At 63.8% G+C, this 22807-nt stretch carries 18 protein-coding genes; 13 read left to right on the forward strand and 5 right to left on the reverse strand.

The features are described from left to right. Nucleotides 1-355 precede the first annotated feature (355 nt). Nucleotides 356-553, reverse strand: a complete 198-nt coding sequence (locus EB233_RS15755; protein ID WP_155765289.1) for a hypothetical protein — start codon at nucleotides 551-553, stop codon at nucleotides 356-358. Nucleotides 554-688: 135 nt separating this feature from the next. On the opposite strand from EB233_RS15755, the gene EB233_RS15760 reads away from it, so the two are divergent. The 9 genes from EB233_RS15760 to EB233_RS15800 all read left to right on the forward strand — a co-directional run bounded on the left by EB233_RS15760 (nucleotide 689) and on the right by EB233_RS15800 (nucleotide 12889). Further along, on the forward strand, nucleotides 689-1615 hold the full coding sequence (locus EB233_RS15760; RefSeq protein ID WP_064988165.1) for a D-alanine--D-alanine ligase: 927 nt from the start codon (nucleotides 689-691) through the stop codon (nucleotides 1613-1615). After that, on the forward strand, nucleotides 1603-2544 hold the full coding sequence (locus EB233_RS15765) for a cell division protein FtsQ/DivIB (protein WP_064988166.1): 942 nt from the start codon (nucleotides 1603-1605) through the stop codon (nucleotides 2542-2544). Before EB233_RS15760 ends, EB233_RS15765 begins: the two co-directional genes overlap by 13 nt. After that, a complete protein-coding gene (ftsA, locus tag EB233_RS15770) occupies nucleotides 2541-3848 on the forward strand; it encodes a cell division protein FtsA (protein WP_064988167.1) in 1308 nt (435 codons plus the stop codon). Before EB233_RS15765 ends, ftsA begins: the two co-directional genes overlap by 4 nt. Before the next feature lie 66 nt (nucleotides 3849-3914). Beyond that, the gene (gene ftsZ / locus EB233_RS15775; RefSeq protein WP_027051110.1) at nucleotides 3915-5603 is read left to right on the forward strand and encodes a cell division protein FtsZ; all 1689 of its coding nucleotides are present in this window, start codon (nucleotides 3915-3917) and stop codon (nucleotides 5601-5603) included. A 280-nt stretch (nucleotides 5604-5883) separates the two neighbouring features. Next, complete coding sequence (lpxC, locus tag EB233_RS15780) at nucleotides 5884-6834, forward strand: UDP-3-O-acyl-N-acetylglucosamine deacetylase (RefSeq protein ID WP_027051111.1); 951 nt, start codon at nucleotides 5884-5886, stop codon at nucleotides 6832-6834. 262 nt (nucleotides 6835-7096) lie between these two features. After that, nucleotides 7097-7969 (forward strand): outer membrane protein assembly factor BamD, encoded by an 873-nt coding sequence (locus EB233_RS15785; protein ID WP_027051112.1) that lies wholly within the window; start codon nucleotides 7097-7099, stop codon nucleotides 7967-7969. Nucleotides 7970-8185: 216 nt separating this feature from the next. Continuing rightward, nucleotides 8186-9859, forward strand: coding sequence for a DNA repair protein RecN (recN, locus tag EB233_RS15790; protein ID WP_064988786.1), 1674 nt, complete (start codon nucleotides 8186-8188; stop codon nucleotides 9857-9859). A gap of 133 nt (nucleotides 9860-9992) precedes the next feature. Then, a complete protein-coding gene (gene ligA / locus EB233_RS15795; RefSeq protein WP_064988168.1) occupies nucleotides 9993-12197 on the forward strand; it encodes an NAD-dependent DNA ligase LigA in 2205 nt (734 codons plus the stop codon). Continuing rightward, nucleotides 12194-12889, forward strand: a complete 696-nt coding sequence (locus tag EB233_RS15800) for a DUF2461 domain-containing protein (protein ID WP_064988169.1) — start codon at nucleotides 12194-12196, stop codon at nucleotides 12887-12889. Before ligA ends, EB233_RS15800 begins: the two co-directional genes overlap by 4 nt. 25 nt (nucleotides 12890-12914) lie before the next feature. Here the strand turns inward: EB233_RS15800 and EB233_RS15805 are convergent, their stop codons facing one another. Then, a complete protein-coding gene (locus tag EB233_RS15805) occupies nucleotides 12915-13673 on the reverse strand; it encodes an SDR family NAD(P)-dependent oxidoreductase (protein WP_064988170.1) in 759 nt (252 codons plus the stop codon). Nucleotides 13674-13873: 200 nt separating this feature from the next. On the opposite strand from EB233_RS15805, the gene EB233_RS15810 reads away from it, so the two are divergent. After that, nucleotides 13874-14602: an AzlC family ABC transporter permease gene (locus EB233_RS15810; protein ID WP_064988171.1), complete on the forward strand. Its 729-nt coding sequence runs from the start codon at nucleotides 13874-13876 to the stop codon at nucleotides 14600-14602. Beyond that, the gene (locus EB233_RS15815) at nucleotides 14599-14895 is read left to right on the forward strand and encodes an AzlD family protein (RefSeq protein ID WP_064988172.1); all 297 of its coding nucleotides are present in this window, start codon (nucleotides 14599-14601) and stop codon (nucleotides 14893-14895) included. Before EB233_RS15810 ends, EB233_RS15815 begins: the two co-directional genes overlap by 4 nt. Before the next feature lie 182 nt (nucleotides 14896-15077). Here EB233_RS15815 and EB233_RS15820 read toward each other — a convergent pair whose 3' ends face one another. Next, entirely contained in the window at nucleotides 15078-16922 is a 1845-nt protein-coding gene (locus EB233_RS15820; protein ID WP_064988173.1) for an aminopeptidase P family protein, read from the reverse strand. A gap of 631 nt (nucleotides 16923-17553) precedes the next feature. Here EB233_RS15820 and EB233_RS15825 point away from each other — a divergent pair. Next, nucleotides 17554-20586 (forward strand): autotransporter outer membrane beta-barrel domain-containing protein, encoded by a 3033-nt coding sequence (locus EB233_RS15825; protein WP_064988174.1) that lies wholly within the window; start codon nucleotides 17554-17556, stop codon nucleotides 20584-20586. Nucleotides 20587-20626: 40 nt separating this feature from the next. Here the strand turns inward: EB233_RS15825 and EB233_RS15830 are convergent, their stop codons facing one another. Together EB233_RS15830 and EB233_RS15835 are read right to left on the reverse strand one after the other, a co-directional pair. After that, nucleotides 20627-21499: a 50S ribosomal protein L11 methyltransferase gene (locus EB233_RS15830; protein WP_064988175.1), complete on the reverse strand. Its 873-nt coding sequence runs from the start codon at nucleotides 21497-21499 to the stop codon at nucleotides 20627-20629. A 10-nt stretch (nucleotides 21500-21509) separates the two neighbouring features. Next, a complete protein-coding gene (locus EB233_RS15835) occupies nucleotides 21510-22088 on the reverse strand; it encodes an SCO family protein (RefSeq protein WP_027051121.1) in 579 nt (192 codons plus the stop codon). A gap of 185 nt (nucleotides 22089-22273) precedes the next feature. Here EB233_RS15835 and EB233_RS15840 point away from each other — a divergent pair, with 185 nt between their 5' ends. Continuing rightward, complete coding sequence (locus EB233_RS15840) at nucleotides 22274-22792, forward strand: CreA family protein (RefSeq protein ID WP_064988176.1); 519 nt, start codon at nucleotides 22274-22276, stop codon at nucleotides 22790-22792. Nucleotides 22793-22807: the final 15 nt, after the last annotated feature.

The raw sequence follows: 22807 nt of genomic DNA on the forward strand, positions 1-22807 counted from the left end.
TGGCGGGTTTACAGTCCGCCGGCGAGCACGAGTGATCGCAGACCTTGGAGATTGGCAGATGCCTCTCCAAATTCGTCATCCACGGGCGGAGCAGGAGCGAAGCTCCGTCGCGGAGACCCGAGGATCCCTTCCGTGACCCTGGCCATGGAGTGCGGCGGAGCAGAATTCCGCACCGTAGCAACGCTTCCGCGTCCCGGCATGGATCCTGGGGTCTGCGCCGCGTCGCTTCGCTCCTTGCTTCGCCCCAGGATGACGAAGTGAGGGGCGCTTCCAACCCTTTATTTGACGCAATTCCTAACGGAAAACCGCTTACAGTTTTCCTGGAATTGCTCCGATCGCCAAGGCATGCGGTCTGTCAGTGCAGGCTCGGTCGATCCGTCAGCCAGCCGCTGCCGAAGTTCATGTGATGGATGAACTTCAACGGGCTCACGAAACGCGCGACACCGTTGCCGCAAAGACTCAGCCGCGCGGTTTTCGCAGCCATTTTCTCAGAAAGTGAATCTCTCGGAATCATAAATACTTGCCAGTGAATCAACTCTCTGATTCTCTGCACTTAAAGCGTTTCCTGATTTGAGTCGTTCGACGCGTTACCCGCGTTTTCCGTCTGGGGGGGCAACCTGCCGGGAGACTCGGACTCAATGTTGCGGAAATCTGGTTTCTGGTCCGCCATGAGAGGGGATGACGGGGAATGAAAAGTAAGCATGTGGCCGTCCTGCTGGGAGGTTTTTCGTCCGAGCGGCCCGTGTCCCTGTCCTCCGGAAAGGCCTGCGCCGATGCGCTGGAGAACGAAGGCTATCAAGTCGCCCGCGTCGATGTCGGGCGCGATGTCGGCTCCGTGCTTGCCGAGCTCAGGCCTGACGTCGCTTTCAATGCGTTGCACGGCCCGTTCGGCGAAGACGGTACCATCCAGGGCATCCTCGAATATCTCGGCATTCCCTACACGCATTCTGGCGTGCTCGCCTCGGCCCTCGCCATGAACAAGGAGCAGGCGAAGAGGGTCGTCAAATCGGTCGGCGTTCCTGTCGCCGAATCGAAGGTCGCCAATCGCTTCGCCATCCAGAACAAGCACCCGATGAAGCCGCCCTACGTGATCAAGCCGGTCAATGAGGGGTCGAGCTTCGGCGTCGTCATCGTGTCGGAGGGGCAGTCGCATCCGCCGCAGGTCGTCGGTTCGTCCGAGTGGAAATATGGCGATACCGTCATGGTCGAGCGTTACATCCACGGGCGCGAGCTGACCTGTGCCGTCATGGGCGATGTGGCGCTCGGTGTCTGCGAGATCATCCCGACGGGCCATTCCTTCTACGATTACGATTCAAAATATGTCGCGGGCGGATCAAAACACGAATGCCCCGCAAAAGTTTCACCGAATATTTACCAAAAAATACAGACACTGGCGCTCAAGGCTCACCAAGCTGTCGGCTGTCGGGGCGTTTCCCGGTCGGACTTCCGTTATGACGATCGTCACTCCGAAAATGGCGAGGTTGTATGGCTCGAGGTCAACACTCAGCCGGGCATGACGCCGACGTCTTTGGTGCCTGAAATCGCTGCCCATGCCGGGCATTCGTTTGGTGAATTGTTAAGTTGGATGGTGGAGGACGCTTCGTGTCTGCGTTGAAATGGGGGCAGGGCAAGGGGAAGGGCGCGGCAGGGCCGTCGCTGTTCGGCTTGTCGCTGCCATCAGGCCATTTCGTGCTGCCGCGCGTGCTTCGCCGCCCGGTTCGCATCCTGGCGCGCCTGGGCGATGGTGACTTCGAGGCGCCGCGCTTCTCCGCCGCGATCATGTCGGCCGTGCTGCTTGCTTCGAGCGGTGTCTACGGTTCCTATCTCGGCGGCCATGCCGACGGCATCATTCAGAGCATCACCGCCCGCACCGGCTTTGCCGTCGATCAGGTCAAGGTGGTCGGCAACCGCCAGACCTCCGAGATCGACATTCTCGACAGGCTCGAACTCGACGGTTGGACTTCGCTGATCGGCTTCGACGCGGAAGCGGCGCGCGAGCGCATCTCCGGCCTGCCGTGGGTCGAGATGGCGGCGGTGCGCAAGGTCTATCCGCACACGCTGGAAGTGCGCGTCGAGGAGCGTGAGGCTTTCGCGCTGTGGCAGCAGGGCAATGATCTTTCGGTCATCGAGAAGGATGGCGCTGTCATCGCGCCGTTCTCCGGCGGCAAGCAGGTGCTGTTGCCGCTGCTGATCGGCGACGGCGCGCCGGCCAAGGCGCCGGATTTCCTCGCCAAGATCGAAAAGTATCCTGCTCTGGCGAGCCGGGTCAAAGGCTATATTCGCGTTGGCGATCGGCGCTGGGACCTGAAGCTGGACAATGGCATCACCGTCAAGCTGCCCGAGGGCGCGGAAGACCAGGCGCTGGCCGAACTCGTCACGATGGACAAGGAAAAAGGGTTGCTGTCGCGCGACATCGCCGCTGTCGACATGCGCCTGACCGACCGGCTGGTCGTGGAGCTGACGCCCGAAGCGGCGACGCAGCGCGAAGCCGCGCTCAACGAAAAACCGAAAACCCTCAAGCGCAAGCCGGAGACGAAGATATGAGCTGGCTTGGCGGTTCAGGCGATGCCTCGTCGCGCCGGTCCGGCACTCTCACGGTGCTGGATGTCGGCTCGAACAAGGTCTGCTGCATGGTGGCCAAGCTCAAGCCGAACGATGACGGCAAGCTTTTGCGCGGCCGCTCGCACCGCATCCAGGTGATCGGCATCGGCCATCAGAAGTCGCAAGGCGTGAAGTCGGGCGTGGTCGTCGATCTCGACCGCGCCGAGCATGCCATCCGCCTGTCCGTCGACGCCGCCGAGCGCATGGCGGGGCTGACGGTCGATTCGCTGATCGTCAACATGACCGCCGGCCGGCTGAAGAGCGAAAGCTTCTCGGCAACCATCAATCTTGGCGGCCACGAGGCCGACGAGGCCGACATCAAGCGCGTGCTCGGCGCGGGCGCCAAGCAGGCGCTGAAAGCCGAGCGAGAGGTGATCCATTCGCTGCCCGTCGGCTTCTCGCTCGATGCCGAACGCGGCGTGCGCGATCCGCGCGGCATGGTCGGCGATGCGCTCGGTGTCGACATGCACGTACTGACCGGCGACGCCGCCCCGATGCGCAATCTGGAGCTTTCCATCAATCGCTCACATCTGTCGGTCGAGCGCATGGTGGCGACGCCCTATGCCAGCGGGCTGGCGGCTCTGGTCGACGACGAGTTGGAACTGGGCGCGGCCTGTATCGACATGGGCGGCGGCACGACGACCATTTCGGTGTTTTCGGAAGGCAAGTTCGTTCATGGCGACGCCATCGCCATCGGCGGCAATCATGTCACGCTCGACATGGCCAAGGGGCTTTCGACCTCGCTCGATGCCGCCGAACGGCTCAAGGTCATGCATGGTTCGGCGCTGCCGGGCAGTGCCGACGACCGCGACCTGGTTTCGATCCAGCCGATCGGTGACGATGGCGACGTGCCACTGCAGATCCCGCGCTCGGTGATGACGCGCATCGTGCGTGCCCGCATCGACGAAACGCTCGAACTCCTGCGCGACCGGCTGAACAAGTCCGGCTACGGCAATGCGGTCGGCAAGCGCGTCGTGCTCACCGGTGGCGCCAGCCAGCTGGCCGGCCTGCCGGAGGCGGCGCGCCGCATCCTGGGGCGCAATGTGCGCATCGGCCGCCCGCTCGGCGTGGCCGGCCTGCCCGAAGCCGCGAAGGGACCGGCCTTCTCGGCCGCTGTCGGGCTTCTGATCTATCCGCAGATGGCGAGCTTCGAGAGCCATCCGGCGAAAGGCATTTCCGGTCTCAGGATGACCGGAACGGGTGGAAAACTGCATCGCATGAGTCAGTGGTTGAGAGACAGTTTCTAATTGACGGGGACAGCCCCATAGGCGGCCGCGGCGGCGAAGCGGCGTGAAAGGCAAAGGACGGAGACAATGACCATCAATCTGCAAAAGCCGGACATCACCGAGCTTAAGCCGCGCATCACCGTGTTCGGTGTCGGCGGCGGCGGCGGCAATGCCGTGAACAACATGATCACCGCCGGTCTGCGCGGTGTCGAGTTCGTCGTGGCGAACACCGACGCGCAGGCGCTGACCATGTCGAAGGCCGACCGGCTGATCCAGCTTGGCGCGCATGTCACCGAAGGCCTCGGCGCCGGCTCGCAGCCGGAAGTCGGCCGCGCAGCGGCGGAAGAGTGCATCGACGAGATCCTCGACCATCTCACCAACACCCATATGTGCTTCGTCACCGCCGGCATGGGCGGCGGCACCGGCACCGGTGCTGCTCCGGTCGTTGCCCGCGCCGCGCGCGAAAAGGGCATCCTCACCGTCGGCGTCGTCACCAAGCCGTTCCACTTCGAAGGCCAACGCCGCATGAAGACGGCCGACATGGGCATCGAGGAACTGCAGAAATGCGTCGACACCCTGATCGTCATTCCCAACCAGAACCTGTTCCGGCTGGCCAATGACAAGACCACCTTCGCCGACGCCTTCGCCATGGCCGACCAGGTGCTCTATTCCGGTGTTGCCTGCATCACCGACCTGATGGTCAAGGAAGGCCTGATCAACCTCGACTTCGCCGACGTGCGTTCGGTGATGCGCGAGATGGGCAAGGCGATGATGGGCACCGGCGAAGCTTCGGGCGAGGGGCGTGCGATGGCCGCCGCCGAGGCTGCGATCGCCAACCCGCTGCTCGACGAGACCTCGATGAAGGGCGCCAAGGGCCTGCTGATCTCGATCACCGGCGGCCGCGACCTCACCCTGTTCGAAGTCGACGAGGCGGCGACCCGCATCCGCGAGGAAGTCGACCAGGACGCCAACATCATCCTCGGCGCTACCTTCGACGAAGAACTCGAAGGCGTCATCCGGGTCTCGGTGGTTGCCACGGGTATCGACAAGTCGGCGGCCGACATCGCCGCCGCGCCGATCTCGATCCGTGCCGCGCCGCCGCAGCAGAAGCCGGCCGCCCGCCCGGCCATCGCCGCCGTGGAAAGCCGCCCGGCGCCGGTCCAGCAGCCTGTCTACGAGCCGCGTGCCGCCGACCCGGTCGCCGAGGCGATCCAGCTCGCCGAGGCAAATGCCGCGGCGATGGCGCAGGCCCGTCCGGCTCCGGTCGCCCATGCCGACGATTTCCGCCCGCAGAGCAAGATCTTCCAGGCGCCGCCGCAGCAGCCGATGCCGCAGCCGGTCGTCCAGCAGATGATGCAGCCGGCCCCGCAGCCGCGTGAAATGCTGCGCGAGGTCCAGCAGCCGGTGGCGATGGCGCCGCAGCGCATGCCGCGAGTCGAGGACTTTCCGCCGGTGGTGAAGGCGGAAGTCGACGCCAAGAGCCGCCCGGTGGACCACGAAAACAACAGCGGGCCGATGGGCCTCCTGAAGCGCCTGACCAACGGCCTGACCCGTCGCGAGGAGGAGCCTGCAAGGCTGCAGCCGGCACAGCCGCGCGAGCCCAAGCTGCGCCAGGCTGCCCCCGAAGTGCGCCGTCTCGCCAGCCAGGACGCCCAGCTCTACGCGCCGCGCCGCGGCCAGCTCGACGACCAGGGCCGCCTGACGCCGCAGACCAGGGCGACTCAGGATGACGATCAGCTGGAGATTCCGGCGTTCCTGCGCCGCCAAGCCAACTGAACGGTTAACGGACTGTAACAATTGTTAACAGGCAGGCAAGGAATTGCTTGCCTGTTAACGTTTTAAATGGCGCAAAATCAAAAGGTTACGATGTCGAGCTCGCTCCGGCTCGCGGTTACAAAGGGTAAGAAACCGTGATTTGGAGTCTCCCTGCCGGGACACTATCTTCGCTGCCTACCATGGTCGGTGCGCCGGGATTTCGGGGGAAGTGCCCCTGCCTGCCGATTTAACAAGAGCCGCGCCCTCGGGCTGGAGAAGCGGACCTAGGCATTTCGGGCTTATGGGGATTGTCTTGCACGACCATCAGACGACAGTGAAGACGCGCGCGTCGCTTACGGGCACCGGCGTTCACAGTGGCAAAGAAGTTTCCATCAGTTTCCTGCCCGCGGATGCCGATACCGGTATCGTGTTCCAGCTGCTCAATGAGGAAGGGCCGGGCCGCGAGTTCCGTGCCCTGTTTTCCGAAATCGGCGCCACCGATTTGTGCACCATGCTTGGCGATCCCGCAGGCGAGCATATCGCCACGGTCGAGCACATCATGGCCGCCCTGTTCGGGCTCGGCATCGACAATGTTCTCATCGAGATCGACGGCCACGAGGTGCCGATTCTCGACGGCAGCGCCATGGCCTTCGTGGAAGCCATCGACCACGCGGGAATCGAGACGTTGCCGGTCAAGCGGCGCTATATCAGGGTCGTCAAGCCGGTCCGCATCGAGAACGGCGCTTCCTGGGCGGAGTTCAGGCCTTACGACGGCACCCGCTTCGAGGTCGAGATCGATTTTGAAAGCCCGGCCATCGGCCGTCAGCTCTTCGCCTCTGATATCAATGCCGACATTTTCCGCCGCGACATCGCGCGGGCCCGTACCTTCGGTTTCATGAAGGATGTCGAGCGGCTGTGGGCCGCCGGCTATGCACTGGGATCCTCGCTCGAAAACTCGCTGGTGATCGGCGACGACAACCGGGTCATCAATATGGGCGGCTTGCGTTATCCCAATGAATTCGTGCGCCACAAGACGCTCGACGCCATGGGCGACCTGGCGCTGGCCGGTGCCCGCTTCATCGGCTGTTTCCGTTCCTATCGCGGCGGCCACAGGCTGAACGCTGCGGCGCTGCGGCGCCTGCTGTCGGACCGCACGGCCTTCGAGATCGTCGAGACGACACGCCGCGAGCGTGGCCGTGCGGCGGAGATGAGCGCCGTCAATGCGCCGCTCTACGCTCCTTGGATGATCTGATTCTGTTCATTTTTCTCTGATAGGATGGCCGTGCGGGTGTTGCATGAATGCATCATCGGCCAGCGAAATGGCGTGGACGAGCAAGCCGCGCTTCGCCGCCACAAAAATGCGCGATTGCCCGGAGATAGCGTTGCCGGGCAAGGCGGTTATGGTTTATGGCTGCTGCCGTCGATTAGTGCATGTCGCTCAAAAGTGGGGACCAGTTTTGGGACAACTGCATGCAAGAGGCATTAAAATAACGCCGAAAGGGCGCAATCCAATCATGTTCTTCACGCGAGTCGGTCAATCGAAAGCGCCACAGCGGTCTGTTCTCCTGGGGCTTTCGCTGGTTGTTCCATCGCTCTTTCTGTCGGCCTGCATGTCGTCGCCGGAAAAAGACATCAACCTGTCGACCTATGTCGACCAGACCGAACCGGCCGATGTCCTCTACAATCAGGGCCTCGCCAACATGAATGCGGGACGCCTCGATGAGGCGAGCAAGAAGTTCGACGCCGTCGACCGTCAGCATCCCTATTCGGAATGGGCCCGCAAATCGATGGTGATGGGCGCCTTCGCTGACTATCGGAAGGGCAGCTACGACGACGCGATCTCTTCGGCCAAACGCTATCTGGCGCTTTATCCGTCCACTGAGGACGCGCCCTATGCGCAGTACATCATCGGCCTGAGCTACTATCGCCAGATCAAGGATGTGACGCAGGATCAGAAGGAAGCGCGCCAGACGCTGCAGACGATGCAGGATCTGGTCACCCGCTGGCCGACGTCGGAATATGTCGACGACGCCAAGGAGAAAATCCGCTTCGCAAACGACCAACTCGCCGGCAAGGAAATGCAGATCGGCCGCTATTATCTGGAGCGCCGCGAGTACATTGCCGCCGTCAAGCGCTTCCGCACCGTGGTCGAAAGCTATTCCAACACACGTCACGTCGAGGAAGCATTGGCCCGCCTGACTGAAAGCTATTACGCGCTGGGGCTGACGTCCGAGGCCCAGACGGCCGCCGCGGTGCTCGGCACCAACTACCCCGACAGCCCGTGGTACAAGGATTCCTATAAGCTGTTGCAGAGCAACGGCCTGGCGCCGCGCGAGAATGCCGGCTCGTGGATATCCAAGGCCGGGAAGCTGATCACCGGCGCCTGACATCCAAAGCGCGTCGCAGCGACGCGCTTTTTCGGATTGATCCGATGCTGAAACAAAAAGATAGTGCGGCGCTGCGACTCTGATTGGTCGCATGCCGCTTCCAAAGCGGTTCAGCGATTTGATTGAAGCGCTGAACCGTCCTGTCTCGTTGTTGACGCAATTCCGGTGGGAAACCGCTACGCACTTTTCCTGGAATTGCCTGAGGTCCGGGTTCTGATGCTTTCCAGACTGTCGATCCGCGATATCGTCCTGATCGAGAAGCTGGATATTGACTTCCAGCCGGGCCTTTCCGTGCTGACCGGCGAAACCGGCGCCGGCAAATCCATCCTTCTCGATGCCCTGTCGCTGGCACTCGGCGCGCGTGGCGACGCCTCGCTGGTGCGCCATGGCGCGCCACAAGGCCAGGTCATCGCCGTGTTCGATGTGCCGCGCAACCATCCGGTGCGCGCGCTGCTTGCCGAAAACGCCATCGAGGATGACGGCGACGTCATCCTGCGCCGCGTGCAGACGGCGGACGGCCGCACCCGCGTGTTCGTCAACGACCAACCATCCAGCGTGACCCTGATGCGCGATGTCGGCCGCGCGCTAGTCGAGATCCACGGCCAGCATGACGAGCGCGCCTTGGTCGATCCCGGCGCTCACCGTGACGTGCTCGACGCTTTCGGCGGCCATCTCGGCGCCGTTCGCTCGACCGGCGAGGCCTGGCGGCACTGGCGCGCCGGTGAGCAGGAGCTTACGCGCCACCGCGCCAAGGTGGCGGCCGCAGCGCGCGAGGCGGACTATCTGCGCGCCGCGGTGGCGGAACTGACCAAGCTCGATCCGCAGCCCGGCGAGGAGACGGAACTGGCAGAACTGCGCGCCCATATGATGCGCGCCGAAAAGATCGCTTCGGAAATCCATGATGCGCAGGATGTGCTGTCCGGCCCATCCTCGCCCTTGCCGCAACTCGCCAGCCTGTTGAGGCGGCTGCAGCGCAAGGCGACGGAGGCGCCCGGTCTGCTCGAGGACGTCGTCAAATCGCTGGATGAAGCGATGCTGTCGCTCGACGCGGCGCAATCGGGCGTCGAGGCTGCCCTTCGCGCGACCGAGTATGATCCACAGCGGCTGGAGAAGGCGGAAGAGCGGCTGTTTTCGCTGCGCGCGGCGTCACGCAAGCACAGCGTCGCCGTCGACGACCTGGCGCAACTGCGTGACACGATGGTTGCCGATCTCGCCGATCTCGACGCCGGCGAGGAACGCCTGCATGGACTGGAAAAACAGGCGGCCGCGGCACGCGAGGCCTATGACATCGCGGCAGTGCAGCTTTCCTCGCTTCGCCACGCCGCGGCAGTCGGCCTGACCAAGGCCGTGATGGCCGAACTGCCGGCGTTGAAGCTCGAGCGCGCGGCTTTCATCGTCGAGATGAAGAGCGAGGCCGAGACGCGCATGGAAGAGGGCATCGACCAGATCGAGTTCTGGGTGCGCACCAACCCCGGCACACGGCCGGGGCCGATGATGAAGGTGGCCTCCGGCGGCGAGCTGTCGCGCTTCCTGCTGGCGCTCAAAGTGGCGCTGGCCGATCGCGGCTCGGCGCCGACGCTGGTCTTTGACGAAATCGACACCGGTGTGGGCGGCGCAGTGGCGGACGCGATCGGGCAGCGGCTGGCGCGGCTGTCGAAGCGCGTGCAGGTGCTGTCTGTCACCCATGCGCCGCAGGTGGCGGCGCGCGCGGCGACGCATTTCCTGATCTCCAAATCGGGCAGCACCGACCGCGTGGCGACCGGCATCGCCGAGATGGACAGGACGGCCCGGCAAGAGGAGATCGCCCGCATGCTGGCCGGCGCCACCATCACCGATGAGGCACGTGCCGCCGCCGAGCGGCTGCTGCGTGAAAATACAAGCGCGGCGTAAGACATACTGCGTCATGAGGCGAGTCAGGATATGGCTCCATCCTGCTGTTCAGGAATGATCTTTCCCGAAAACTGGTTCCCTCTTTTCGGGATCATGCTCTATTGTGACGCGCCACCGTTCGGGGGAGAAAAGCATGGCCGAAAAACCTGTCGATTCGCTCAGCGAAAGCGAGGCTGAAGCCGAGCTCCGGCGGCTGGCCGAAGAGATCGCCGTGCACGATGTGCGCTACCACGCCGAAGACGCGCCCACGATCACGGACGCGGAATATGACGCGCTGCGGCAGCGCAACCTCGCCATCGAGGCGCGCTTTCCCGACCTGGTGCGCGACGATTCGCCGTCGCGCAGGGTGGGTGCCGCGCCGGCGGAAGGTTTCGCCAAGGTGCGCCATGCCGTGCCGATGCTCAGCCTCGCCAAGGCCTATACCGACGAGGACGTCGCTGATTTCATCGAGCGCGGCCGGCGCTTCTTCGATCGCGATAGGGACCTCGACATCGCTTTCACCGCCGAGCCGAAGATCGACGGACTGTCGGCTTCGCTGCGCTATGAGAATGGCGTGTTCGTGCAGGGCGCAACGCGCGGCGACGGCACTGTGGGCGAAGACATCACCGCCAATCTCCGGACCATCGCCGACATCCCCGCCAGGCTGAAAGGCTCTGGCTGGCCTGATGTCATCGAGATACGCGGCGAGGTCTACATGACCTATGCCGAGTTCGAGGCGCTGAAGGCGCGCTCGGCGGCGGCCGGCGGCCAGGATTACGTCAATCCACGCAACACGGCGGCCGGTTCGCTGCGCCAGAAGGATGCCTCCGTCACCGCCGCTCGCAACCTCAAATTCTTCGCCTATGCCTGGGGCTTCACGACAGCGGATCCGGCGCCAACCCAGTACGATGCCGTGCAGAAATTCGCCGAATGGGGCTTCAAGGTCAGTCCTTTGATGGTGCGGGCGAAGTCGGTCGAGGACCTTATTGCGCATTACCATCTGATCGAGGAGCAGCGCTCCTCGCTCGGCTATGACATAGATGGCGTCGTCTACAAGGTCGACCAGTTGGAACTGCAGCGCCGATGGGGCTTTGTTACCGGCGAGCCGCGCTGGGCCGTTGCGCATAAATTCCCGGCCGAACAGGCAATGACATCAGTTCAGAAGATCGACATCCAGGTCGGACGCACCGGTACGCTGGCGCCGGTCGCGCGGCTTGCACCCGTCACCGTCGGCGGTGTCGTGGTCGAGAATGTCACGCTGCACAATGAGGACTACATCAAGGGTTTCGACAGCAACGGCCAGCCGATCCGCGACGGCATCGACGTTCGCATCGGCGACACGGTGGTGATCCAGCGGGCAGGGGATGTCATTCCGCAGATCGTCAGCGTCGTCATCGACAAGCGCCCGGCCGATGCCGTGCCTTACGAATTCCCGCATATTTGTCCTGTCTGCGGCTCGCCCGCCACGCGCGAGATCAACGAGAAGTCCGGCAAGGAGGACTCGCGCCGGCGCTGCACCGGCGAGCTGATCTGCGGCGCACAGGCCGTGGAAAGATTGCGCCATTTCGTTTCGCGCGGAGCGCTGGATATCGAGGGCCTGGGTGCCGAAAACATCGACACATTCTTCAATGCCGGGCTGATCAAGACGGCCGCCGATATTTTTACGCTTCGGGATCGCCGCCCCGCAGTCACCAAGGCACTTGCCGAGCGGCGCGAGGAGCAGGCCAGGCAGCGCGAGGCGGTGTCCGGCAAGACGCGCAAGAATGTGCGCAGTGTCGAGGACCGCAACTATGAAGGCCTCGACAAGCTGTTTGCGGCCATCGATTCGCGCCGCGAGCCGGAACTCGACCGCTTCATCTTCGCGCTCGGCATCCGCCATATCGGAGAGACGACGGCCGCCGTGCTCGCCAAGACCTTCTCGACCATCGAAGAGCTGATCCGCGTCGGCAAGGAGACCGCGGCGGCGGCGGATCCGCACACCGTCTTTCCGTCGGTCAACGGCATTGGCGACACGGTGATCGGTGCTTTGCGCGATTTCTTCGGCAATGAGCGCAATGACGACGTGCTCGACAAGCTGCTCGAGCAGGTCAAGCCGAAGCCGTATGTCGTCACCGTTTCGGCCGACAGCGAGGTCGCCGGCAAGACCATCGTCTTCACCGGCACGCTGGAGAAGATGACGCGATCGGAAGCCAAGGCGATGGCCGAGCGTCTCGGCGCCAAGGTGGCCGGCTCGGTTTCGGCCAAGACCGACCTCTTGGTGGCGGGGCCGGGTGCCGGCTCCAAGCTCAAGCTTGCCAGCGAACTCGGCGTCGAAGTCATTGACGAGGACACCTGGCTGCAGCGGGTCGGCAAGTCGTGACGGACGGCGCGTTCAAAGGCTTCGGCCCAAAGGCCATTCCATTCCTGAAGGCACTCGATTTCCACCAGAGCCGCGAATGGTTCCTGGAAAATCGCGATCTGTTCGAACAGGAGTTGCGCGATCCCCTGGGCGATCTCGTCGACACGCTGACGCAACGGTTCACGGATGCCGGGCTCGGCTTGCGCGGTGACCGCAAGAAATCACTGTTCCGCATCAATCGCGACGTGCGCTTTGCCAAGGACAAGCGCCCCTACAACCGGCATGTCTCGGCGATCCTGTCGCCTGATGGCAGCAAGGCCGTGCAGGGCGTCTTCTACATTCACATCGGGCTCGAGGGCTGCTTTGCCGGCGTCGCCTGGTGGCAGCCGGAGGCAGCGCTGCTGCTGGCGATGCGGCGCGCCATCGAGACGTGGCCCGACAGGTTTCGCGCCATGGTGAAGGCGTTGAAGAAGAACGGCCTCGAACTCGATGCCGAAGGCGCCATGAAACGCACGCCACGCGGCTTCGAGCACGTTACGGACAAAGACCTCGTCGGCGCCATCCGCAGCCGTCATTTCGCCGTCCGCCACGCCATCGATCCGGCTGGGATCCAAACGGTTGCGCTTGTCGATGAGCTCGTTGATTTCACCCTTCGCGCCAAGCCGCTGCTCGACTGGGGCAGGGCGATCGAGGGCAACGTGCCGGAGTGTTAAATTTCCAGCACTTGGGATGCGATGGCTACATTCGCATCAACAGTCCGCCGTCGACGGCAAGCTCGATGCCGGTGATATAGCTCGCCGCGTCCGAGAGCAGGAACAGCGCGGCATTGGCCATGTCCTGCGGCGTGCCGATGCGGCCGAGCGGGGTGTAGTCGGCCACCGCGGCGCGCTTCTCCTCGGTGTCCCAGCGCGCCTGGAGCGGCGTCAGCGCCATGCCGGGGCAGATCGCATTCGAGCGGATGCGTTCGCCGGCAAGTTGCATGGCCAGCGACTTCGAGAGTGCGCAGACGCCCGCTTTCGACGCCTGATAGGCATCCTGCGGCTTCAGGTCGCCGCGATACCACTGGATGGTCGAGAAATGCACCATGGCGCCGCCACGGCCGCCGGCGCGCATCTGGGGAACGACCGCGCGCGCCGTATGCACGAAGGACTTCAGGTTTATGTTGAAGACCTGGTCCCAGACATCGAGGTCCATCTCAAGAGCCGATTTGTCGCGGCCGAACCAGAGCACCCCTGCGACATTGGCGAGGTAGTCTATGCCGCCGCGTTCGCGGCCGGCGGCGCCGATGGTCCGCTCGACGAAAGCGGCGTCGGTAAGGTCGCCCTGGGCGAAGGTAAGCCTGTCGTCATAGGAAGCAAGCGAGGCCGGGCGGGGCTTGATGTCGATGGCGGTGACCGAGGCACCGGCATCGAGCAGCGCCAGCGTGATCGCCTCGCCCATGCCGCCGCCCGCTCCGGTGACGACCGCATGCCTGCCGGTGAAATCATAAGCGATCATCTGAGCCCCGTCCGCAAATTCGCGATGACAGGACAATAGGGGCGCAGACGGCGCAAAGGCAACGTTGTTGAGCAGTATCTATGCACGATATCGCGCGCATGCTGGCGACGATCATTTCCGCTGATCATTTGGCTCAAGCGAATTCGTGTGACAAGGCGGGCCGCACTTCCTAAATCGGCGGTTTCCATCAGGAGCGGCCTATGGCGACGGACGTGATCTCACAGAGCGGCGGCAAAAGCGACTTCTGGCAGGGCGTGCGGCTCTCCATGCCGGTGGTGGTGGCGTCGGCGCCGTTCGCGGTGCTGTTCGGAGCGCTTGCCGTCGATCAGGGCTTCTCGGTACTCGAAGCATTCCTGATGAGCGCACTGGTGTACGGCGGCGCCAGCCAGATGGTCGGCATCCAGCTGTTCGGCCAGCATGTCGCGCCGTGGCTGATCGTGCTGTCGATCTTCGCCGTCAATTTCCGCCATGTGCTCTACTCCGCCGGCATCGGCCGGCGCATCGCGCACTGGCCGATCGTGCAGCAGGCGCTTGGCTATTTCATTCTTACCGATCCGCAATTCGCGGTGGCCGAAGCGCGGGCACAATCGGGCCAGACGGTCGGCTTCGCCTGGTATCTGGGGCTTGGCCTGCCAGTCTATGTGTTCTGGATTGTAGAGAGCGGGCTCGGCGCTCTCTTCGGCAAGCTCATTCCCGACACGCATGCGCTGGGCATCGATTTCCTGCTGCCGATCTACTTTCTCGGCCTCGTGATGGGCTTCCGAAAGCGGCCGCTGTGGCTGCCGGTGGTCGTGGCCAGTGGCTGCGCCTCGATCATCGCCTACAAGACGGTGGGTTCTCCCTGGCATGTTTCGATCGGCGCCATTGCCGGCGTGCTGCTTGCGGTCATCCTGCCGCCGCACCATAGCGGCGTGGGAGAGCGGCCATGAGCACGACATTCTGGATCATCATCGCCGGCGCCATCGCCACTTACCTGACGCGCATCGGCGGACATCTGGTCATCTCCCGCTTCGACAACATCCATCCGCGCGTCGAGGCCGGCCTTAACGCCGTGCCGGCGGCGGTGTTGACGACGCTGGTGGCGCCGGAACTGTTGAATGCCGGACCGGCGGAATGGCTAGCACTTGTCGTCACCGCCGTGGTTTCGCTGCGCGGCGGACTGATGGCGATGTTTTTGGCCGGCGCGGCGGTGCTGATCGTAGCGCGGCAGTTCGTGGGGTAGGGCATCTCGATATTCAGGTGATGACGGCCTGCAAACGGCGGCTTCCTGCGCTTCCCCGTTCTACTGCGTCGCAGTAGAACTGTGCTCACGTACCCAAAAGTACGCTCCGTTCCGGTTCTCGGAAACCACCATTCTCGGCTCGTCCTGACCTGAATCTCGACACGCCCTGCGTCTCGGAAAATCTAAATCTTCGCGTCGTGCGGCAGTGGCGCTGTCGCCTTTTCCAGCCAGGCCAGCGTTTCGCCGTCGAGCATTGGTCCGATCTCGGCCAGCACGCGGGCGTGGTAGGCGTCGAGCCAGTGCAACTCTTCGCGCGTCAACAGGTCCGACCGCACCAGCCTGATGTCGATCGGCGCCAGCGTCAGCGTCTCGAAGCCATGCATGGCGATGTCGCCGCCCTCGATCTGTTCGGCCGGCGTCACCAGGATGAGGTTTTCGATGCGGATGCCGTAAGAACCTTCCTTGTAGTAGCCGGGTTCGTTGGACAGCATCATGCCTTCGAGCAGCTTTTCGGTACCGGTGCGGGCAATGCGTTGCGGGCCTTCATGCACGGCCAGATACGAGCCGACGCCATGGCCGGTGCCATGGGCGAAGTCGCAGCCATGCTTCCACAGCGCCATGCGGGCGACGGCGTCGATCTCCGAGCCGCGTGTGCCGGCGGGGAAGCGCAGTGTCGAAATGCCGATCATGCCCTTCAGAACCAGCGTGAAGCGCTCGCGCATCTCCCGCGTCGGCTCGCCGATCGGCACGGTGCGGGTGATGTCGGTGGTGCCGTCCTGGTACTGCGCGCCGGAATCGAGCAGGAACAGCTCGCCGGCATTGAGCTTGCGGCTGGTGGCGCGCGACACGCGGTAATGCATGATGGCGCCGTTCGGGCCGGCGCCGGAAATGGTGTCGAAGGAGACATCGCGTAGCGGCATCTGGGTTTCCTCGCCGGTCTGCCGGCGGCTTTCTTCCAGCCTGGTGACGACCGCTATCTCGTCAAGCGAGCCGGGTTTTTGCCGCTCCAGCCAGCACAAAAGCTTCGCCACCGCGGCACCGTCGCGGCGATGCGCTGCGCGCGAGCCGTTGATCTCGGCCTGGTTCTTGGTGGCGCGCGGGATGCGGGCGGGATCGGGTGCTGCGATCACCGTGCCGCCATTGTCCTCGACCAGCATGCGCAGCCTGTCGGCGGCCAGCATCGGGTCGAGCGCGATTTTGGCGCCGCCCTTGGCGAGGGCGGCGATCGCCGCCTCGAATTCGCCGGGCTCGTGCGGATCGGCAAGCTGCGTGAGATAGGCCGCGACCTGGCGCGAGAATTTCTTGCTGTCCATGAACAACTGATGCGAGCCGTCGGCGGCGAGAATGGCGAAGCCGAGCGCCAGCGGCGTATGCGGCACGTCACCGCCACGGATGTTGAAGGCCCAGGCGATGGAGGAGGGGTCGGTCAGCACCGCATGGGTCGCGCCGTCCTTGCCGATCGCCGTTGCCAGCCGCGCCAGCTTGTCCTTGGCGAGTTCGCCGGCAAAACCGATCGGATGCAGCTCGACCGGCGTCACCGGCGCGGCGGGCTGATCCTTCCAGATGATGTCGATCGGGTTTTTCTCGAGAGGCACCAGCACGGCGCCGGTCTTGTCGGCCGCGGCCCGCAGCGCCTTGACCTCGCCGATCGTGTGCAGCCAGGGGTCGAAGCCTAACCGCGCGCCTTTGCCCAGATGATCCTTGAGCCAGACCGCGGGCGGGTTGTCGACCAGGCTTTCGACCGAAAAGATGTCGAGATCGACCTCACTGCGCACCTGCAGCGTGTAGCGCCCGTCGACAAAGATGAAGGCGCGGTCCCGCAGCACGATGGCGACGCCTGCAGAGCCGCTGAAGCCGGTCAGCCATTTAAGCCGTGCCGAACGATCGGCGACATATTCGCCCTGATGCTCGTCGGCACGCGGAACGATGAAACCGTCGAGGCCATTAGCGGCCAGCCATTGGCGCAGCAGCGCCACGCGCGGCTTGCCGACCGAAGGGTCGCCCGCGGAATCGAAGGTCTGGAACATGATGGGCCTCCCTTGCACTGACGCAACCGTAGCTCACGGCCCTGGAAATCGGAATCGATTTCCAGCTGGCGCAACCTGCTACAGTGCCGCCTGGCTGACAACCAGATGGGGCTGGTCCAGCCGCAGTACGAGGGCTGGGTGTCGTTGTTCATCCCCGACACAACGCGGCTTTGCTGCGCTGCCCGCCAGCACACGGGAATTGTAACCAGAAAAAGTCAGCAACGCCTGCTTTTTGAGCGTGCGTCACTTCGCATGGCAAGTTATCTGGTTCGGGTTTTCTTTTCTTGACAGCCGGGGGCGGGGCCTTCCGGTGGTTGGTGTCGGCGGCCAGTTCCGGCACGCTGTTGAAAGCGATGATGCTGGCCGCTTGCCGTTTGCAGGGTCGATGTTGAAAGTGAGGACTACGTCTTGAGCCATTCAGTCGGCAACAACCGTGCTTGTTCGCGGCCTGGCGTCTGGTGTGGCCAACTATTGATCGATGCAAATTCGCAACGGATTTGCTCTGATTTCTTGTCTGGGCTCCGTGTTGCTTGGTTCCGGTAATCTATACGGCTTCCATTCGCTTGTCTCTCGGCAGCGGGTTTCGTAGCGTCGACACGGGCTTAAGGATGGTTGGTCGGGGGGATTTTGGATGAGATATTCTGTTTCCGCAGCGCGTGCCAAAGGCGATGGCGAGGTGAATGCGCGGCTTGCGGGCTCGCTTCGGTCGTCGACGTCGCTTCCGGCTCTGCTGATAGCCGGGCTGATTGCGACCGCTGTAACGCCGATCATGTCAGGTGGCGCCTCGGCCGAGGATTTCGCTCACAACAGCGGCGATTGGGGTTCGGCTGCGAACTGGACTCCCGCAACGGTTCCCAACAGCGTCGATGCGGTCGTGAACTTCAACCATGATGCGCCGGACCAGGGGCTCGGCTATACCGTTTTCCTGACTGGTGGACCCTATACGGTCGGCACGCTGAACTTGAATGCCACGAGCACCTCCGGCGGTTACCGGTTTTCAAGCGGCGTTTTGAATTTCCAGGCCTCTGGGCAGGCCTCGATCAACGTGCAGACGAACAATTTCATTTCCGACCTGGACGCCGGCGCCAGCTTCAATTTCGTCTCCGACACTGTCGTCACGGTCGATGCCGGTGCTCATTTTACGGCCGATGGAGTGATCTCAGGCGCAAGCCTCACCAAGAGCGGTGACGGCTTGCTGACCTTGAATGGTGCAAACACCTACACGGGCGGCACCAACCTCTATGGCGGCACGCTCAGCCTTGGCAACGATGCGGCGCTTGGGACGGGGGCTGTCTACGCCAACGGCGGCACGACCATCGACATCCAGAACGGCATCACGATCAACAATGACCTGATCATGTATGCCGGCATGAATCTGAATGTCGGCTCGGGGGCAACCGGAACCTATGCCGGTCAGATTTCGGAATTCAGCGATCCAACCGCGATCGCCAAGACCGGCGCCGGCACGCTCGTTTTGACCAACGACAGCAACAGTTTCAGCTCCGGCGCCAGGATCGAGGAGGGCACGATCCGGGTCACGGCCGATCATGCGTTGGGTTCGGGCCCGATCACGCTGGATGGCGGCACGTGGCAGGCGGGCGCAAACCTCAACCTTGCGAACGTCTCGATCCTGTTCGGAACTGCCGGCGGCACCATCGACACGAATGGCTTCGACGTCAGCACGAACGCCAGCATGGGTGACAATGATACGCCAAGCGGGACATTCACCAAAACCGGCGCGGGGACGCTGACGGCCGACGGTTTCGCCGGCAACAACACTTACGCTACGGCCACGGACGTGGCCCAAGGCACGCTGAAGGCGGCCACGACCAACATCTTCAGCGCGAACAGCGCCTATACGGTGGCAAGCGGCGCAACGCTTGACCTCAACAATTTCGACCAGGCGATCGGCTCGCTTGCCGGCGCGGGAGCGGTTACCAGCGGCACAGGCAAGCTGACAACCGGAGGCAACAATGGCTCGACGGTATTTTCGGGCGCCATCACCGGTACCAACGGACTTATCAAGGACGGGACTGGAACCTTCGAGCTGTCGGGTGTCAACGCGTTGTCGGGCGGGACCGACGTGAAGGCCGGTACCTTGCTGGTCTCAGGCTCGCTGGCCAGTTCTGCCGTTACAGTCGACAGTGGCGCCACGCTCGCCAGCGGCGGCACGGTTGGCTCGTTCGATGCTTCCGGCACGGTCGCGCCCGGCAACAATGCGATCGGCACGCTGACCGTCAACGGCGCCGCCAAGTTCGAGTCCGGCTCGACCTATGCGGTGGAACTCAATTCGGCTGGTCTTTCGGATCTGATCGACGCATCCGGTGCCGCTACCGTAACCAATGGCGCCGGCTTGACGGTGACCAATATCGGGCTGAGTGGCCTGGTCGCGGGTACCCGCTACACGGTGCTCCGGGCAGGCAGCGTGAGCGGAACGTTCACCCTGGTGGGCGATCCGCAGGTCTCCGCCTTCGCCAGCCTGAGCACCACATCCGACGCAACCCACGCCTATGTCGACGTCAGCCAGACAAAGACCTTCGGTTCAGCCGGCCTGACGCCGAACCAGACCGCCACCGGCGAAGGGCTCGACAGTGCGGCCAGCAGTGCCTTGGTCAGCGCGGTGCTTGGCTTGCCGAGCGACGCGGCCGCGCAGGCGGCTTTCGACCAGCTTTCGGGCGAAATCCATGCCTCGGCCAAGGGTATGATTCTCCAGGACAGCCACTTCCTGCGGGACGCGGTTACGGCGCGCCTGCGCGCCGCCTTCGGCGACAGCGGCAAGACCGCCTCGCTGCCGGTCATGGCCTATGGCGAGGACGGCGTTCAGCCCGTAGCCGCCGACACGGACCGCTTCGCCGTCTGGTCGCAGGGTTTCGGCTCCTGGGGCGGTACCGACAGCGACGGCAATGCGGCCGCGTTCGACCGTTCCACTGGCGGCCTGCTGATCGGCGCCGACGGCATGGCCGGCGACTGGCGGATCGGCGTGGTTGGCGGCTACAGCCGCACCAGCTTCAATGCCGACGACAGGAACTCGTCCGGCGACAGTGACAATTATCATCTCGGTCTCTATGGCGGGACCAATTGGGGCGCCGTCGCCTTACGGACCGGTGCCGCCTACACCTGGCACCGGATCTCGACATCGCGCTCCGTGGCTTTCCAGGGCTTCACCGACAATCTGTCGGCCGATTACGATGCCGCGACCGCGCAGGCCTTCGGCGAGGTGGCCTACAAGACCGATGCCGGGCCTTTTGCCTTCGAGCCCTTCGCCAATCTCGCCTATGTCAATCTGCACACGGATGGTTTTGCCGAGAGCGGCGGCGCCGCTGCGCTGACCAGCGCCAGCTCGACGTCAGACGTGACCTTTACCACGCTCGGCGTCAGGGCTTCCACCGACATCACCATCGGTGGCGTTGCGGCGACCGCGCGCGGCATGTTCGGCTGGCGCCATGCCTTCGGCGACGTGACACCGCTATCGACCGTCGCGTTTGCCGGCGGCGACGACTTCACCATTGCCGGCGTGCCGATCGCCAGGGACGCGATGCTGGTCGAAGCCGGCTTCGAGGTGCAATTGGCGCGGAACGCCACGCTTGGCCTGTCCTATGCCGGACAGTTCGGGCCGGATGCCTTCGAAAATGGCTTCAAGGCCAATCTGGGCATCAAGTTCTAAGAATTGGCAAGCGTCAGAGGACCGGCGCTGCTTGCCGGCCTCAATGCTTGAGATGGATCGTCACCCAGCCTTCGCGGTGGAGCGTGCGCACGTGGCGAAAGTTCTGGCCGACATAGGCCGAGATGACGGGGTCGCGCTGGCGCTCGAGGATGCCTGACAGCACGATCGAGCCGCCGAGTGAGATATGCCGGGCCATCTGCGGCGCCAGCCGCATGAGCGGCCGCGCCAATATGTTGGCGACGATCAGATCGAAGGGGGCACGCTTGCCGAAGATCGGGTGATGGAAGCCCGGTGCGGTCACCGTTTCGATCGATGCCTTGACGTGGTTGAGCCGCGCATTGGCGGCGGCGACCTTCACCGCCACCGGATCGATATCGGTGGCGAGCACCGGAATATGCGCCAGCTTGGCGACGGCGATCGCCAGCACGGCGCTGCCGGTGCCGAGGTCGAGCGCGTTGCGCGGATGCTCGCGCCGCACCACCTTCTCCAGCATTTCCAGGCAGCCTGATGTGGTGCCGTGGTGACCGGTGCCGAAGGCAAGGCCGGCCTCGATCTCGATGGCGAGTTCGCCGCTGTGGCGCTTCCTGCGGTCATGCGCGCCATGGACGAAGAAACGGCCGGCGCGCACCGGCTTCAGGCCCTCCAGCGAGCGCGCCACCCAGTCGATGTCGGGCAGCGCCTCACGCTCGATCGGTTTTGACAGAGCTAGACCGGTTAGAACGTCCTTTACCCGCGCCTCGACCGCGTCGACGTCGCCATCGGTATAGAGCGAGACTTCGTGGATGTCCCGGTCCTCGTCGACTTCCAGCACGGCGATCGGCAGGCCTTCTTCCTCGAAAGCCAGCTCGAGCGCCGCGAATATGCGCTCAGCCTCGATCTTTCCGCTGGTGAAATGGAGCCGCGTCTGGGTCATGTTGTCCGGATCAACCCTTGGCCGCGAGCCGCTTCAGCTTTTCCACGGCGGTGCTGGCGCTTTCGCCATAGGCGATGGTGCCGGCAAAGTCGCCCTTGGAGTTGAGCAGCAGCACCGAGGCGGTGTGGTCCATCGTGTAGTCGCCGTCACCGGTATCGACCTTCTTCCAGTAGATGCCGAACGACTTGGCCATGGCGTATACCTTGTCCGGGTCGCCGGATATGCCGGTGATGCGGTCGGAGAAATTGCTGACATAGGCGTTCATCACCGCCGGCGTGTCGCGGGCCGGGTCGATCGAGACGAAGTAGGCATGCAGGTTCTTGCCGTCGTCGCCCAGCGTCTTCAGCCAGCCGGAGAGCTCGAACAGCGTGGTCGGGCAGACCTCGGGGCAGTGGGTGAAGCCGAAGAAGACGACGCTGGGCTGCCCGCGGAACGCCGCCTCGGTGATCGGCGCGCCTTTCTGGTCGACCAGCGTGAAGGGAGCGCCGAACGGTTCGCCGCCATAATGGCCGCGATACCAATCGAAGGTCAGCCAGCCGATGCCGGCCGCCATCAAGACGAGAATGCCGACCAGGATAGAACGCATCATCAGAAAAGTCCGTCCGCTGAAATCATCGCGCCGGCTCGATGCCGCGCCGGTGCGACACTCTTAGCGGTTCGGCCCCGTGCAGGCAAAGTGCCGCGTTGCCGCAACCGTTGTGTTGACGCTTCCGCTTGCAAAGCCGCACAACGCGTCCCACCTGAGACCGGCAACTCGAACCGCAGGAGGCTCCTTTGCTCGAATTGATTGGGCGCGAACGGATTGGGCGAAAACTGATCGGCGGCGCGCTCGCCGCGTGCGTTGCGCTCGGCGCGGGCAGCGCCGTCGCCGAGGAAGTCGGCAAGGTCGGCGTCGACTGGGTCGGCAACGACATCATCGTCGAGGCGATCAAGGACCCGAAGGTGGAGGGGGTGACCTGCCATGTCTCCTATTTCGACCGCAGCGTCATCGATCGCCTGCACAAGGGCAACTGGTTCGAGGATCCCTCCGACTCCTCGATCTCCTGCCGTCAGACCGGTCCGATCACCATCGGCGACATCGACATGAGCGAGGGCGGCGAGGAGGTTTTCAAGCAAGGCATAAGCCTGATCTGGAAGAAGCAGGTAGTGAACCGCATCTACGACAAGACCAACGAGACGCTGATCTATCTCTCGCATTCGCGCCAGGTACAGAACGGCTCGGCCAAAATGTCGGTCACAACCGTGCCGCTCTACGGCCAGAGCGTGGTGTGGACCAACGGCAAGCCGAAATAGGGGGCTCTTTACTGG

This window comes from Mesorhizobium erdmanii (assembly GCF_013170725.1).
Classification (GTDB): Bacteria; Pseudomonadota; Alphaproteobacteria; order Rhizobiales; family Rhizobiaceae; genus Mesorhizobium; species Mesorhizobium erdmanii.